Here is a 14655-nt window from a genome sequence, read left to right as displayed (position 1 = left end):
GTAACGGTCCAGTACGCTAGCGGACTGGCGCAGATGGAAGCACTGGCGAAACGCGGCCGCTTTGCGTATTACTCCGCCGCCATTGGAGCCGTATTGATGTTCGAGACCCTGCAACCTGCCCCGGCTGACAAGATCATCGCCTTGATCGGCCTCTATCGCGCCGATCCGCGCCCCGGCAAGATCGATCTCGGCGTCGGCGTCTACAAGGACCGCGACGGCAGGACGCCGGTCATGCGCGCCCTGCGCGAGGCCGAGAAGCGGTTGCTGCAGGACCAGGACACCAAGACCTATCTCGGCCTTGCCGGCGACACCGGCTTCAACACGGCGATGGTCAAGCTGGCCTTCGGCCCCGCTGCCGATATGACGCGCATCCGCGCCGCGCAAGCGCCTGGCGGTTCCGGCGCGCTGCGGCTGGTGGCGGAGCTGTTGAAGCGGACCCGCCCCGACGCAACCGTCTGGCTGTCGGACCCGACATGGCCGAACCACCCGCCGGTGATGCGCGGGGCCGGCCTCAAGGTGCGCGATTATCCCTATTTCGATGCCGTTTCCGGCGCGGTGCGCTTCGACGAGATGCTGGCAACGCTTGGCGCAGCCGAGCCCGGCGATATCGTGCTGCTGCATGGCTGCTGCCATAACCCGACCGGCGCCAATCTCGATATCGCGCAATGGGCCGGCGCCGCCGATCTTGTCGTCGAGCGCGGGCTGTTGCCCTTTGTCGACATTGCCTATCAGGGCTTTGGCGAAGGCCTGGACGCCGATGCGGCCGGCTTGCGCCTTCTCGCGGGCAAGGTGCCTGAAATGGTCGTTGCCTCGAGCTGCTCGAAGAACTTTGCCGTCTACCGCGACCGCGTCGGCGCGGCGATGATCCTGGCGAAGGATAGCGCGCAAGCCGATGTCGCGATGAGCCAGATGCTGGCGGCGGCGCGCGCCATGTATTCGATGCCGCCGGACCACGGCGCCGCCGCCGTGCGCATGGTGCTGGAAGATGATGGCCTTCGCGCCGACTGGGAGGCGGAGCTGGAGGAGATGCGGCTGCGCATGCTGAGGCTGCGGGTCCAGTTCGCCGACGCGCTGCGCCGGCAGTCCAACTCCGACCGCTTCGATTTCATCGCCAGCCATCGCGGCATGTTTTCCAGGCTTGGCCTGACCGAGGCGCAAGTCGAGCGGCTGCGTGCCGAGTATGGCGTCTACATGGTCGGCGACAGCCGCATCAACGTTGCCGGCCTGCCCGAGGACGGCATGGATGACCTCGCCAAGGCGGTTGTGTCGGTACTCGGCTGATACGGCTGAGCTGTGGACAAGGTCAGGCCGCCAGCTGACAGCGTTGGCCGCACGACAGGCAGCGGGATAGCATTCGCCGCATGAAACCTTCGCGCGACATTTCCCGGCTGATCGAGATCATGGCGGCGCTCAGGGCGCCGAAGACCGGTTGTCCCTGGGACATCGAGCAGGATTTCTCGACCATCGCGCCCTATACGATCGAGGAAGCCTATGAGGTGGCCGACGCCATTGCGCGCGGCGATCTCGACGATCTGCGCGACGAACTCGGCGATCTCCTGCTGCAGGTCGTCTACCACGCGCAGATGGCTGAGGAAGCCGGCGATTTTGCCTTCGGTGATGTGGTCGAGGCCATCACCACCAAGATGATCCGGCGCCATCCGCATGTCTTCGGCGACGAGAAGGCGCGCAGCGCCGGCATGGCAAAGGGCATGTGGGAAAAGATCAAGGCTGAGGAAAAAGCCGAAAAGCGAAGTGCGCGCCTCGCCCGCGGCCTCGACCCCGAAGACCATGGCAAGGGTTTCCTGGACAGCGTGCCCGTCGCCCTGCCCGCTTTGACTCGTGCGCTGAAGCTGCAGGAAAAGGCAGCGCGTGTCGGTTTCGACTGGAGCGAGGCAGCACCCATCCTCGACAAGATCGAGGAAGAGATCGGCGAGCTGCGCGAGGCGCTGGCTAAGGGCGAAACGGCTGAGATCAAGGACGAATTTGGCGACATGCTGTTTGCCGTCGTCAATCTGGGGCGTCACCTCAAGCTCGATTCGGAAGCGGCGCTTAGCGGCACCAACGAAAAGTTCCGCTCGCGCTTCCACTATGTCGAGCGCGCGATCGATGCATCGGGAAGCACGCTCGAAAAAGCCACGCTGGACGAGATGGAAGTGCTCTGGCAGCAGGCCAAGGGCGTGAAATAATCAGGCTTACTGCCTGTTTTTGCGGTGCAATCGGCTTTCGATCTCTTGCCGGGCGGTGTGCGTGGCCTTGAGTGAGATGGTCGCGCTGCCATCCTCATTGTCTACCCGCGAAACGACGTCGCCATTGCGGTATAGCCAGTCGACAAGGCCGAACTGCGGCGGTTCGATCGTCACCGTCAATTCCTCGAGTTCGCCCGACATCCTGATCTCGATCAGCGCCTTCAGCGCATCGATGCCTTCGCCGGTGACCGCCGAGATGGCGATCGGCGGCGCCTTGCTGGCGTCAGTGCCGTCGGCGAGCAGGCGCTCCCGGTTGCCGTCGTCGAGCAGGTCGACCTTGTTCCACACTTCGACGACGCGCTTGGCATCGCCGGCATCGACGCCGAGATCGGCGAGAATGCGCTCGACGTCCTCGGCTTGCGCTGCGGTATCCGGATCCGAAATATCGCGCAGGTGGATGACCAGATCGGCCTCGACGACCTCTTCCAGCGTGGCGCGGAAGGCGGCGACCAGATGCGTCGGCAGGTCCGAAATGAAGCCGACTGTGTCCGACAGGATGATCGGCGTGCCGTGCGGCAGGCGCACGCGGCGCAGCGTCGGGTCGAGCGTGGCAAACAGCATGTCTTCGGCCAGCACGTCGGCCCCGGTCAGCCGGTTGAACAGCGTCGACTTGCCGGCATTGGTGTAGCCGACGATCGCCACCACCGGGAACGGCACCTTCTTGCGCTTGGCCCGGTGCAGGTCGCGGGTGCGGCGCACCGTTTCCAGCTCATGCTTGAGCTTGATGATTTTTTCCTGCAGCTGCCGCCGGTCCGATTCGATCTGGGTTTCGCCGGGGCCGCCGAGGAAGCCGGCTCCGCCGCGCTGGCGTTCAAGGTGGGTCCAGCTCCGCACCAGGCGGCCCTTCTGGTAGTTGAGATGGGCAAGTTCGACCTGCAGCGTGCCCTCCTTGGTCCGCGCGCGCTCGCCAAAAATCTCCAGGATCAATCCGGTGCGGTCGAGCACCTTGGCATTCATTTCTTTTTCGAGATTGCGCTGCTGCACCGGCGTCAGCGGATGGTCGACGATGACCACCTCCGCGTGACCCTCTTTGACGATCTCGGCGAATTCCGCGACCTTGCCGCTGCCGAGCAAGGTTGCCGGGCGTGGATCGTTGACGGTGACCACCGCCGTGTGGATCAGATCCAGGTTGATGGCGCGGGCAAGGCCGACCGCTTCGTCGTGGCGCGCATCCGCCGAACGCGTCAGCCGTGGACGGTTCGTTTCGTCATCGTTGCGCTGATGCCGGGTAAGCACCGGCACAATGACAACCGCCCGGGTCGGACCTGTGGCTTCCGTCCCGGAATTATGTGCTGGTTTCCCGCGGACGCCGCGGTTCGCGTCTTTTTCACGTGCCAATCAGGCGCCCTGGCTTTCCTCGCCATCGAACATCTGAACCGGCTGGCTCGGCATGATCGTGGAGATGGCATGCTTGTAGACGAGCTGGGAGTGGCCGTCACGGCGCAGCAGAACACAAAAATTGTCGAAGGAAGTGACCACGCCGGTCAGCTTGACGCCGTTGATGAGAAAGATGGTGAGTGGATTTTTGCTCTTGCGAACAGAATTCAGGAACAGGTCCTGAAGGTTTTGCGATCGTTCCGCCATTGTTCTTGTCTTTCGCCGATCCCCTTCGGTTTGCAGGCTAATGCGCCAAATTAGCGGGCACATGTCAAGCTTGCAAACACCCCCTTGCCGTCAGTAGCGACAAGCAGAACGAGATATATTGATGTGCAGTCCGTCTGTGCGGTTATCAGGCTGGACTTTTTTCCGCAACGTCAAAAAAGGCTTGCCGCAATGAAAGTGTTATCGAACCTGGGTGCCCATTGGCGACCGCGGCACCGTCGATTGCCACGACCGGCATGGCGATTGTCGTTGCCGAACTGATGAAAGCTTCTCGCGCAGCCTTGGCTTCAGTGACTGAAAAACCGCGCTCCTCGATCGTCAACCCGAGCTTTGCCGCCACTTCGAACATGGTCGTGCGGGTGATGCCGCGCAGGATGCCATGCTCCGCCGGCCGGGTGACCAGAACGCCGTCCCTTGTAACGATCCAGGCGTTGGACGAGCCGCCCTCCTTGACGTTGCCATCGGTGTCGACGAACCAGGCCTCCTGGGCGCCGGCCTCCTTGGCCTTCTGCTTGGCCAGTACGTTGGGCAGCAGGCCGGTGCTCTTGATGTCGACCCGGTCCCAACGGTTTTCCGGCACGGTGATGACCTTGATGCCCGCCTCGGCTCGCTTAGCGGCCGCCGCCGGGTCGGCCTTTCTGGCCGTAATCACCAGCGATGACGGTGTATCGGCCGGGAAAACGAAGTCGCGGCTGGCGACACCGCGCGTAACCTGGACATAGACCAGGCCGTTGACGACGTGGTTGCGCCGGACGATTTCGCGCAGAAGAAGCGGCAGCACGCCCTTGGTGACCGGCCAGTCGATCGACAATTCGCTAAGGGAGCGGCTCAGCCGGGCAAGATGGCGCGGCATGTCGACGATAAAGCCCTGCGCCACCTCGCAGACCTCGTAGACGCCGTCGGCGAATTGATAGCCGCGATCCTCGATATGCACGGCAGCGTCGGCATGGGCGACATAGCGCCCGTTCACATAGGCAATGCGCGGCATGGGTGATCCCTCAGAAAAGTCCCGGTTTTTCTATGCGATTCCGCCGCTGCCGTAACCGGCAATTGAATGGGCCACAGCCCGCTGGACCAACAACAACGGGGGTCAGACCCCCAGCGACTTCAGTTTCCGGTGCAGCGCCGAGCGCTCCATGCCAATGAATTCGGCCGTCTTTGAGATGTTGCCGCCGAAACGGTTGATCTGGGCGATCAGATAGTCCTTCTCGAACTGTTCGCGCGCCTCGCGCAGCGGCAGCGCCATGATGTGCTGGTCGGACTGGTTCGGCGTGCGCGGCATGACATCGCCGATCTCCGACGGCAACAGGTCGGCGGTGATCGGCGCATCGATATCGTCGCCACGCGCCAGGATCATCAGCCGTTCGACATTGTTGCGCAGCTGGCGGACATTGCCCGGCCAGTTGTGCGCCTGCAGCACGGCAAGCGCATCGTCGCCGATGCGGCGCGGCTTGATGCCGGCCTGGCGAGCGATCTGCTTCATGAAATTGTCGACGAGATAGGGAATGTCCTCTCGCCGCTCGGCCAGGCCCGGCACCATGACCGGAACCACCGCCAGGCGGTGATAGAGGTCTTCGCGAAAACGGCCGTCGGCGATCATCGCCTCCAGGTTCTGCGAGGTCGAGGAGATGATGCGGACGTCGACCTTGACCCGCTTGGTGCCGCCGACCCGCTCGAACTGCTGTTCGACCAGCACGCGCAAAATCTTGTTCTGCGTCTCGCGCGGCATGTCGGCCACTTCGTCGATGTAGAGAATGCCGCGGTGCGCCTCTTCAAGCGCGCCGACCTTGCGCTCGGTGCCGTTCGATTCGGTGCCGAACAGCTCGATCTCCATGCGCTCGGGCGTGATGTTGGCCGCGCTCAGCGTCACGAACGGCGCGCCCTTGCGCGTCGACAGCGTGTGGATGGCGCGCGCGGCGAGCTCCTTGCCCGAGCCGGACGGACCGATGATCATGACGCGGCTGTTGGTCGGCGCCACGCGCTCGATGGTCTGGCGCAGCTGGCTCATCGCCGACGACATGCCGATCAGGTCGAAGGTTTCGCCGCTGCGCTGCTTGAGGTCGGACACCTCGCGCCGCAATTTCGAGGTTTCGAGCGCCCGCTCGGCGATCAGGATCAGCCTGTCGGCCTTGAACGGCTTCTCGATGAAATCATAGGCGCCGCGGCGGATGGCCGACACCGCTGTCTCGATATTGCCGTGGCCGGAGATCATCACCACCGGCAGGCTCGGATGCATCGTCTTGATCTCGTCGAGCAGCGCCAGCCCGTCCAAGCGCGAGCCCTGCAACCAGATGTCGAGGAAAATCAGCCGCGGCGCCCGGTCGGCGATTGCCGCGAGCGCGCTGTCGGCATCGAATGCCGTGCGGGTTTCATGCCCTTCGTCGCTCAATATGCCCGCGACGAGTTCACGGATGTCTTCCTCGTCATCGACGATGAGAATATCAGACGCCATTGCCGACCTTTTCAGTTTCTCGTTCGTGTTCCGTTTCGCCTTGACCGCGTGGCGGCGCGGTTGCGGCAGCTGGCGGCAGGATGATCGAGATCATCGCGCCGCGTCCACCGTGGAAATCCGCGGGCGCATCGTGCAATTCGAGCCGCCCGCCATGGTCCTCCACGATCTTCTTGACGATGGCGAGACCGAGCCCGGTGCCCTTCTCGCGCGTCGTCATGTAGGGCTCGAGCAGCCTTTGGCGGTTCTCGCGCGGCAAGCCTTTGCCATTGTCGATGACGTCGATTCTGATCGCGCCATTCTGCCGGGCAGCTTGAATCCGGATTATGCCGTGCGAACCGTCCTTTTGTTCCAGCCCGTCAATCGCCTCGGCCGCGTTCTTGATGACGTTGCCGAAAGCCTGCGCCATCAATCGGCTATCGAACGTGCCCTTGAGCGGTTCGTTGCCGAACACGCGTTCGAAAGCAATGTCGGCGCGGCTGACTTCGACCAGGAACGACGCCTCGCGCAGCGATTCACGCAGATCGATGGCTTTCATCTCGGGCTTGGGCATGCGGGCGAAAGCCGAGAACTCGTCGACCATGCGGCCGATATCCTCGACCTGCCGGATGATCGTGTCGGTGCACTGGTCGAAAATCTCGCGGTCCTCGGTGATGACCTTGCCGAAGCGTCGCTTGATGCGCTCGGCCGAGAGCTGGATCGGCGTCAGCGGGTTCTTGATTTCATGTGCGATACGCCGCGCCACATCCGCCCAGGCCGACGAGCGCTGTGCCTGGACCAGATCGGTGATGTCGTCGACCGTCACGACGTAGGATTTCTCCTCCTCGCCGTCGTCGCCGGCCTCGATGGTGATCTGCACGTTGAAGGTACGCTCGGCGCCGGTGCGATAGAAGGTGACCTGCTCGCGATAGACCGGCTTGCCGGATTTGCGGCCGATCTCGAAGACACGGCCGACATGCGGCAGCACGGCGGACAGGTTCTGCCCCAGCGCCGCCGTGGCCGATATGGCCAGCATCGTTTCGGCCGATTTGTTGACGATGGAGACAATGCCGTAGGGATCGACGCCGATGACGCCGGCGGTGACGCCGGCCAGCACCGCTTCCGAGAAACGACGTCGTTCGTCGATCAAATCCTTGGCCGACAGGATCTCGTTGCGCTGCGATTTAAGCTCCAGCAGCATCTTGTTGAACGTATCGCCAAGCGAGGCGACATCACCGTCGGAAGGCCGCACCGGCACGGCGACATCGAGATTGCCGGTGGCAACCTCGTCAGCCGCGCCGATGAGCTGGCGGATAGGCCGCACCAGGCGGTCGGCCACCGCTATGCCGGTCCAGATGGCCGACAGGATGATGATCAGCGTCAGCGACAGATAGGGCAGCGCAAACGCCACCTGCGACGTCCGCCTGTTGTCTTCCAGGCCGCGATATTCGGCGGTGTTGGACTGGACGATCGCCCTCGCCTTGATCACTTCGGGGTCGACGAGGCGATTGGTGTAGAGGTAGAGGCCTTCGATCTCCCGCAGCTTGATGATGGCGCCCATGATGTTGCGCGTCTTCGGCTCGATCAGCACCGGTTTGCCGTCGGCCGCGGCGCTGACCGCGCCCTCCGGCGGTGGCGGCATAGAGAAATCCGCATCGGTCTTCGCGCTCATGACAAAGGAGCCGTCTTCCCTGACCAGCGCCGCATGCACCAGGCTCCTGCCCACGGCTTCCTTGTTCATCAGGTCGAGAAAGCCGGTTCGATCGAGGCCGTAAAGCGTGCGCGACGCATCGAGATCGTAGGCCATCGACAGCGTCGTGCCCTGAAGATTGCGAGCGTTTTCCTGCACATAGGCGTCCGCGATCGACAGCGACGAGTTGACGATTGCCTTGGTGCGGATTTCGAACCAGCGGTCGAGGCCGATATCGAGCGTGATCGAGGCGATGATGGCCACCATGATGGCGGGGATGGCCGCGACCAGCGCAAACATCGTCACGATGCGCACATGCAGCCGCGAAGCCGCCTTGCCGTGCCGGCGCGCCATGGTAATGCGATGCACCTCTCGGCCGACCAGGGCGATCAGCGCCAGCACAAATAAGGCATTGGCCGCAATCAGCGTCAGCGTTGTGTTTGCGTCTGGCGTGATCGGCGTGGCGCCGACAAGAATGGCAAACGAGATTGCCGCCGTAACCAGCGCGCCGGCAATTGCCACAACGCCAGGCAACGCAAGCAGCCGGCGTCCATCCCTCTGGCCGGGTCTGCTGAAAAGCGGTTCGTTTGATGTCAGAGCTTGCGAAGCCATGTCGCCGTCTAAGAGCCAGTGATTGCGTCGGATGTATGCAACGCATTGTGGCGATTATGCAACAAGTGTGGCCGTGACGGAAATCTTTCGGCCGCCGATCCCCTGAAAAGGGGATGACCTGACGTCACATCGGGCGGTAGGCGCTCACGATCTCGACGATTTGTAGACGTTGACGCCCAGCTCGCGAATCTTCTTGCGCAGCGTGTTGCGGTTCAAGCCGAGCAATTCGGCCGCCTTGATCTGGTTGCCGCGCGTTGCCGTCATGGAAGCGAGCACCAGCGGATATTCGACCTCGGACAAGATGCGCTGATAGAGACCTGCCGGCGGCAACTCACCGGCGAAAGAGGCAAAATAGCGCTGCAGGAAGTGCTCCACCGCCTGCCCGATGGACAGATCGTCCGGGATCAAATTGCCGCCGCCGGGAACGACCGGTCTTTCGCCTGTCTTCAGCTCGGCTTCAATGATCTCGGCTGATATTTCGTCCTGCGAATAGAGCGCCGCAAGCCGGCGCACCAGGTTTTCCAGCTCGCGCACGTTTCCCGGCCACGGATAGCGCTTCATCAATTCGATGCCGCCGGTCGAAATGCGCTTGGTCTGCAAGCCTTCGCTGGCGCCGATCTTGAAGAAATGCCGCACCAGATCGGGAATGTCTTCCGATCTCTCACGCAAACCCGGCAGCCGAAGCGGCACGACATTCAGGCGATAGAACAGATCCTCGCGGAAAAGCCCCTGGTTGATCAGCGTGCGCAGATCCTTGTTGGTGGCGGCGACGATGCGCACATCGGTCTTGATCGGGGTGCGCCCGCCGACCGTGGTGTATTCGCCCTGCTGCAGCACGCGCAGCAGCCGCGTCTGCGCCTCCATCGGCATGTCGCCGATCTCGTCGAGGAACAGCGTGCCGCCCTCGGCCTGCTCGAAGCGGCCGGTCGAGCGGTTCTGTGCGCCGGTGAAGGCGCCCTTCTCGTGGCCGAACAGCTCCGATTCGATCAAATCGCGCGGGATCGCCGCCATGTTGATGGCGACGAACGGACCGCCGCGGCGACGGCCATATTCGTGCAACGCGCGCGCCACCAATTCCTTGCCGGTGCCGGACTCGCCCGAGATCATCACCGTCAGGTCGGTCTGCATCATGCGCGCCAGCATGCGGTAGATGTCCTGCATGGCGGCCGACCGGCCGACCAGCGGCATCGCGTCAGGCTGTTCTTCCGGTCGCGTATCGATCTTCGGTCGGCGCGGCTCTGACAGCGCCCGGTTGACGATGTTGAGCAGTTCGGTCAGGTCGAACGGCTTCGGCAGATATTCATAAGCACCTGTTTCGGAAGCACGAATCGCCGTCATGAAAGTGTTTTGCGCGCTCATCACGATGACCGGCAGCTCCGGCCGGGCCTTCTTAATGCGGGGCAGCATGTCGAAGGCGTTCTCGTCCGGCATGACAACGTCGGTGATCACCAGGTCGCCCTCGCCCGCCGCCACCCAGCGCCACAGCGTCGAGGCGTTGGAGGTCACGCGCACCTCATGGCCGACGCGCGACAGCGCCTGATTGAGCACGGTGCGGATGGCCGCATCGTCGTCGGCGACGAGAATATTGCCGCGAACCGTCATTTGCGGTCTCCTTCGCCTTCATCATCGGCAGTGTCGATGGGTGTTTCTTTCCAGGCCGGCATCAGGATTCGGAAGGTGGTGCCGCGCGGCGTCGAATCGCATTCGATGATGCCGCCATGCTCGCCGACGATTTTCGCCACCAGCGCCAGGCCGAGCCCCGAGCCGTTCGGCTTGGTGGTGATGAACGGATCGAACAGGATCGGCAGAATGTCTTCCGAAACGCCGGACCCATTGTCGCGCACGCAGAATTCAAGCGGTAGCGACACGCGGTCCTGGGTTCCGGGAACGGAAACGCGGATGCCCGGCCTGAACGCGGTCGACAGCACGATCTCGCCCTGCGGGTCGCCGCCGATCGCCTCGGCGGCGTTCTTGACCAGGTTGAGAAACACCTGGATCAGTTGGTCGCGGTTGGCGAAAACCGGAGGCAATGATGGATCATAGTCCTCCAATATCCTGATTCTCTTGGCAAAACCGTTCTTGGCGATTGCTTTCACATGATCCAGCACGACATGGATGTTGACAGGATAGCGGTCAATCGGCCGCTCGTCTGAAAACACTTCCATGCGGTCGACGAGGGAGACTATGCGATCAGTCTCGTCAGTGATGAGGCGGGTCAGCGCGCGATCCTCGTCCGACGCCGAGAGTTCGAGCAGCTGTGCGGCGCCGCGTATGCCGGACAGCGGGTTCTTGATCTCATGCGCCAGCATGGCGGCAAGGCCGGTGACAGAACGCGCGGCACCCCTGTGTGTCATCTGCCGGTCGATCTTGTCGGCCATCGAGCGTTCCTGGAACATCACCACGATCGAGCCTGGGAATTCCGGCACCGGCGCGACATAGAGATCGACGACCTTCTCGATGCCGAGACGCGGCGACGACACGTCGACACGGTATTCGTTGACCGGCGCACGGCGCTCGCGCACCTGGTCGACCAGTTGCAACAGCGGGCTGCCGAACGGGATCAGTTTGGACAGTGTGTTGCGTGCCAGCATGTTGGCGCTGGAGCGGAAGAAGTCTTCCGCGTCGGCATTGGCGTAGGTGATGAACCCATCGGGATCGACCATGATCACCGGACGGCGGATGGTGTTGAGCACGATATGGGCAGCATTTGCCATCTCGGTGCCCGGTGCAGCAGGCGCGTTCATGCAGCGCTCCGCATGGATGCGGCCTCGCCCCCGCCGGAAAACACCTCACGCAGCACGGCCATGACGCGGGCGGGCTCGAACGAGGTGAGGATGGCTTTGCGCCCTTCATTGGTGACGCCCACAGCGTGGCGATCGAGATACCAGCCGAGATGCTTGCGCGCCTGGCGCAAGCCACTTTCGACGCCGTAAAGCGTCAGCATGTCTTCGTAGTGGGAAACGATGTAGTCCGCCATGGCTTGCGGGCTTTCCGGCACGCCGGAGGGCGCGTTGCCCGCAGCCGTTGCCGCGATGTGGCCCGCCGTCCATGGCGCGCCATAATGCGCGCGGCCGATCATCACCGCGTCGGCGCCCGACTGTTCAAGGATTTCGGCGGCCTCCGCGGGCGAGCCCACATCGCCATTGGCGACGACCGGGATCGAGACGACGTCCTTGATGCGGGCGATGGCGCCCCAATCGGCCTTGCCTTGATAAAACTGGCAGCGCGTGCGCCCATGCACGGTCACCATTTTAACACCGGCCTCTTCGGCGCGGCGCGCCAAGACGGGTGCATTGAGCGCATTGTCGTCCCAGCCGAGCCGCATCTTGACCGTGACCGGCACCTGGACCGCGCCGATCACCGCTTCGATCAGCGACAGCGCGTGGTCGAGATCGCGCATCAGCGCCGAGCCGGCATAGCCGCCGGTCACCTTCTTGGCCGGGCAGCCCATATTGATGTCGATGATGTCGGCGCCCTCGCCGGCAGCGATGCGCGCGCCCTCGGCCATGTGCTCGGCCTCGCGGCCGGCAAGCTGGACCATATGGACGGGCAGCCCGGAATGACGGATGCGCAGGTCGCATCCGGCCCTGCCCTTGGCAAGCTCGCCGCTCGCCACCATTTCCGACACGACCAGGCCCGCGCCATGCGCGTAGGCGCGCTGCCGGAACGGCTCGTCCGTTATTCCCGACATGGGCGCGAGGAAGACGCGGTTGCGGATCGTCACGCCGCCAACGTCGAGCGGCGAAGCCAATTTTGTCACTTCAGGCATGCACAAAAACCAAGCATATCGGATTGCTGCACATTCTCTAGCCATAAGAAAGGCATTGTGCAACGCGCAATGACGTCACATTGCGGCGCATTTGGGAAAATGCTGGCCTTCGCCATAAGCCGCGACTAAGCCTCTCGGCATGACAGACGCAAGCGAAAAACCGGCCGAAGCGACGACCGACAAGGTCGGCTTGGTCATCGTTGCCGCCGGTCGCGGCGCGCGTGCCGGAAAGGCCGACGGGCCGAAGCAATATCAGCGCATCGGTGGCCGTGCTGTGATCGCGCGCACGCTGGAGACTTTCCTGGCGCATCCCGAAATTGGCCCCGTCGTCGTCGCCATCCATGCCGATGACCGAGCGCTTTTCGACAAGGCAGCCGGCGCGTATGCCGAGCGGGTTACCGCCGTGGTCGGTGGCGAGTCGCGCCAGGCCTCGGTCCGGCTCGGCCTGCTGGCGCTGAGGGAACGTACGCCCGGCCGTGTCCTTGTCCATGACGCGGTGCGGCCGTTTGTCGACACGGCCCTGATCGACCGTATCATCGCCGCCATTGGCGAGCGCCAGGGCGCGTTGCCCGCTTTGCCCGTCGCCGATACGCTGAAGCGCGAGTCGGCCGCCGGCATGATCGAGGAGACGGTGCCAAGGGCCGGCCTTCATGCCGCGCAGACGCCGCAAGGCTTTCCGTTCTGGCCGTTGCTCGCCGCGCATGAAAAGGCCCATCATCTCGGCAAGACGGATTTCACCGACGATGCCGCGATCGCCGAATGGGCGCATATTCCGGTGAAAATCGTTCAGGGGTCGCCGGACAATGTCAAACTGACCTGGGCAAGGGATATTGCGATGGCGGATCAGCGGCTTACTGGCGAGCGTTTTCCAGACATTCGCACCGGCAATGGCTATGACGTGCACGCCTTCGAGGCCGGCGACCATGTCACTCTGTGCGGCGTCGCCATTCCGCACGGCAAGAAGCTTTCCGGCCATTCGGATGCCGATGTCGGCCTGCACGCGCTGACCGATGCGCTGCTCGCCACTTGCGGCGCCGGCGACATCGGCACGCATTTCCCGCCTTCCGATCCGCAATGGAAGGGCGCGGCGTCAAAGATCTTCGTCGAGCATGCGGCCAGGTTGGTGCGCGAACGCGGCGGGCGCATCGCCAATGCCGATATCACGCTGATCTGCGAGGCGCCGCGCGTCGGCCCGCATCGCGAGGCGATGACCAACGCGTTGTCGGCAATGCTGGGCATTTCCAGCGATCGCATCTCGATCAAGGCGACGACCAACGAAAAGCTCGGCTTTGTCGGCCGCGAGGAAGGCATCGCCGCCATTGCCACCGCCAGTGTCGTCTTCCCCGGGGAGGTTCCCGCATGAACAACAGCGATCTCGCCAATGCCCTGCTCCAGGTCTGCCAGCAACGCGGCATCATGCTGGCGACGGCCGAGAGCTGCACCGGCGGCATGATCATCTCGGCACTGACCGACATTGCCGGCTCGTCCGCTGTCGTCGATCGCGGCCTCATCACCTATTCCGATGAAGCAAAGATTGAGATGCTCGGCGTCTCGCCCGCCACACTCGAGGCGCATGGCGCCGTCTCGCGCGAAACGGTTCTGGAGATGGCGGAGGGCGCTCTGGCGCGCTCGCGCGCCGGGCTGGCGCTTGCCGTCACAGGCATTGCCGGCCCAGGCGGCGGTTCGCCGGAAAAACCGGTCGGCCTCGTCTGGTTCGGAGTTGCCCTAAGACGTGGGCCGGTGGCTGCCGAGCTCAATATGTTTGCCAACAATGGCCGCGACTTCATCCGCCGTGAGACGGTCAAGCATGCGCTGGAGATCGGCCTGCGCGCGCTCGGCGACACTCATGAGATGGGCGTCGTTCCGTAGATGACGTCCGCACGTTTTTCGAAGGCTTCGGAAAACATGCGGAAGGCGCGATCGAACATGGTGCCCATCAACACGCCGAGGATACGGCTCTTGAACTCGTAGTCGATGAAGAAGCGGACGTTGCAGCCGCCGCCGTCGGCCGGCTCGAAGCGCCAGATATTGCTTAGATATTTAAACGGCCCATCGATGTATTTGACGTCGATGGTGTTCTCGTCCGGCTTCAACAGCACTTGCGTCGTAAAGGTCTCGCGGATCGCCTTGTAGCCGATGCTCATATCGGCGAGGAGAATGGTGCGGCCATCACGCTCCTTGCGAGAGCGCACCGTCAGCGCCTCGCACAGCGGCAGAAATTGCGGATACGTCTCGATATCGGCGACCAGCGCAAACATCTGCTCCGGCGTGTGGGCAACGCGGCGTGTGGCTTCGAATTTCGGCATTG

At 63.3% G+C, this 14655-nt stretch carries 13 protein-coding genes; 4 read left to right on the top strand and 9 right to left on the bottom strand.

The genetic code is table 11. From position 1 onward, the window contains the following. Positions 1-96: 96 nt before the first annotated feature. Both NKI31_RS14090 and mazG read left to right on the top strand, forming a co-directional pair. Positions 97-1281, top strand: coding sequence for an amino acid aminotransferase (locus tag NKI31_RS14090; RefSeq protein WP_352651860.1), 1185 nt, complete (start codon positions 97-99; stop codon positions 1279-1281). An 80-nt stretch (positions 1282-1361) separates the two neighbouring features. Next, a complete protein-coding gene (gene mazG / locus NKI31_RS14085; protein ID WP_023688462.1) occupies positions 1362-2186 on the top strand; it encodes a nucleoside triphosphate pyrophosphohydrolase in 825 nt (274 codons plus the stop codon). 6 nt (positions 2187-2192) lie between these two features. Here the strand turns inward: mazG and hflX are convergent, their stop codons facing one another. The 8 genes from hflX to dusB all read right to left on the bottom strand — a co-directional run bounded on the left by hflX (position 2193) and on the right by dusB (position 12347). Next, positions 2193-3584 carry a GTPase HflX gene (hflX, locus tag NKI31_RS14080; RefSeq protein WP_352651859.1) on the bottom strand — a complete coding sequence of 464 codons (1392 nt, stop codon included), beginning with the start codon at positions 3582-3584 and terminating at the stop codon, positions 2193-2195. Next, the gene (hfq, locus tag NKI31_RS14075) at positions 3585-3830 is read right to left on the bottom strand and encodes an RNA chaperone Hfq (protein WP_006202172.1); all 246 of its coding nucleotides are present in this window, start codon (positions 3828-3830) and stop codon (positions 3585-3587) included. It lies immediately after the preceding gene. A gap of 145 nt (positions 3831-3975) precedes the next feature. Beyond that, positions 3976-4836, bottom strand: coding sequence for a D-amino-acid transaminase (locus tag NKI31_RS14070; RefSeq protein WP_023668930.1), 861 nt, complete (start codon positions 4834-4836; stop codon positions 3976-3978). Positions 4837-4938: 102 nt separating this feature from the next. After that, positions 4939-6300 (bottom strand): nitrogen assimilation response regulator NtrX, encoded by a 1362-nt coding sequence (gene ntrX, locus NKI31_RS14065; RefSeq protein WP_023668929.1) that lies wholly within the window; start codon positions 6298-6300, stop codon positions 4939-4941. Further along, positions 6290-8578: a sensor histidine kinase NtrY-like gene (locus tag NKI31_RS14060; RefSeq protein ID WP_023668928.1), complete on the bottom strand. Its 2289-nt coding sequence runs from the start codon at positions 8576-8578 to the stop codon at positions 6290-6292. Before NKI31_RS14060 ends, ntrX begins: the two co-directional genes overlap by 11 nt. Before the next feature lie 144 nt (positions 8579-8722). After that, positions 8723-10180, bottom strand: coding sequence for a nitrogen regulation protein NR(I) (gene ntrC, locus NKI31_RS14055; protein WP_023710528.1), 1458 nt, complete (start codon positions 10178-10180; stop codon positions 8723-8725). Then, positions 10177-11322, bottom strand: a complete 1146-nt coding sequence (locus NKI31_RS14050) for a two-component system sensor histidine kinase NtrB (protein WP_023688458.1) — start codon at positions 11320-11322, stop codon at positions 10177-10179. Before NKI31_RS14050 ends, ntrC begins: the two co-directional genes overlap by 4 nt. Continuing rightward, positions 11319-12347, bottom strand: a complete 1029-nt coding sequence (gene dusB, locus NKI31_RS14045; protein ID WP_023688457.1) for a tRNA dihydrouridine synthase DusB — start codon at positions 12345-12347, stop codon at positions 11319-11321. Before dusB ends, NKI31_RS14050 begins: the two co-directional genes overlap by 4 nt. 139 nt (positions 12348-12486) lie before the next feature. Here dusB and NKI31_RS14040 point away from each other — a divergent pair, with 139 nt between their 5' ends. After that, on the top strand, positions 12487-13710 hold the full coding sequence (locus NKI31_RS14040; protein WP_352651858.1) for a bifunctional 2-C-methyl-D-erythritol 4-phosphate cytidylyltransferase/2-C-methyl-D-erythritol 2,4-cyclodiphosphate synthase: 1224 nt from the start codon (positions 12487-12489) through the stop codon (positions 13708-13710). Next, entirely contained in the window at positions 13707-14216 is a 510-nt protein-coding gene (locus tag NKI31_RS14035) for a CinA family protein (protein WP_352651857.1), read from the top strand. The genes NKI31_RS14040 and NKI31_RS14035 overlap by 4 nt, the downstream gene beginning before the upstream one ends. On the opposite strand, the gene NKI31_RS14030 is transcribed toward NKI31_RS14035, so the two are convergent. Then, the gene (locus NKI31_RS14030; protein WP_023710532.1) at positions 14192-14653 is read right to left on the bottom strand and encodes a type II toxin-antitoxin system RatA family toxin; all 462 of its coding nucleotides are present in this window, start codon (positions 14651-14653) and stop codon (positions 14192-14194) included. The genes NKI31_RS14035 and NKI31_RS14030 overlap by 25 nt on opposite strands. Positions 14654-14655 lie beyond the last annotated feature (2 nt).

It is taken from the genome of Mesorhizobium sp. M0659 (assembly GCF_040320605.1).
Taxonomy (GTDB): Bacteria; Pseudomonadota; Alphaproteobacteria; order Rhizobiales; family Rhizobiaceae; genus Mesorhizobium.
The sequence above is the reverse complement of the archived record's forward strand: the minus strand, read 5'-3'. Positions and strand labels throughout refer to the sequence as shown.

What these genes read in the sequence shown, in the direction of transcription:
- NKI31_RS14050 (WP_023688458.1), bottom strand. Translation starts at nt 11,322, where the DNA reads ATGAACGCGCCTGCTGCACCGGGCACCGAGATGGCAAATGCTGCCCAT.
- NKI31_RS14040 (WP_352651858.1), top strand. Translation starts at nt 12,487, where the DNA reads ATGACAGACGCAAGCGAAAAACCGGCCGAAGCGACGACCGACAAGGTC.
- NKI31_RS14060 (WP_023668928.1), bottom strand. Translation starts at nt 8,578, where the DNA reads ATGGCTTCGCAAGCTCTGACATCAAACGAACCGCTTTTCAGCAGACCC.
- NKI31_RS14090 (WP_352651860.1), top strand. Translation starts at nt 97, where the DNA reads ATGTTCGAGACCCTGCAACCTGCCCCGGCTGACAAGATCATCGCCTTG.
- NKI31_RS14070 (WP_023668930.1), bottom strand. Translation starts at nt 4,836, where the DNA reads ATGCCGCGCATTGCCTATGTGAACGGGCGCTATGTCGCCCATGCCGAC.
- mazG (WP_023688462.1), top strand. Translation starts at nt 1,362, where the DNA reads ATGAAACCTTCGCGCGACATTTCCCGGCTGATCGAGATCATGGCGGCG.
- ntrC (WP_023710528.1), bottom strand. Translation starts at nt 10,180, where the DNA reads ATGACGGTTCGCGGCAATATTCTCGTCGCCGACGACGATGCGGCCATC.
- hfq (WP_006202172.1), bottom strand. Translation starts at nt 3,830, where the DNA reads ATGGCGGAACGATCGCAAAACCTTCAGGACCTGTTCCTGAATTCTGTT.
- NKI31_RS14030 (WP_023710532.1), bottom strand. Translation starts at nt 14,653, where the DNA reads ATGCCGAAATTCGAAGCCACACGCCGCGTTGCCCACACGCCGGAGCAG.
- dusB (WP_023688457.1), bottom strand. Translation starts at nt 12,347, where the DNA reads ATGCCTGAAGTGACAAAATTGGCTTCGCCGCTCGACGTTGGCGGCGTG.
- NKI31_RS14035 (WP_352651857.1), top strand. Translation starts at nt 13,707, where the DNA reads ATGAACAACAGCGATCTCGCCAATGCCCTGCTCCAGGTCTGCCAGCAA.
- ntrX (WP_023668929.1), bottom strand. Translation starts at nt 6,300, where the DNA reads ATGGCGTCTGATATTCTCATCGTCGATGACGAGGAAGACATCCGTGAA.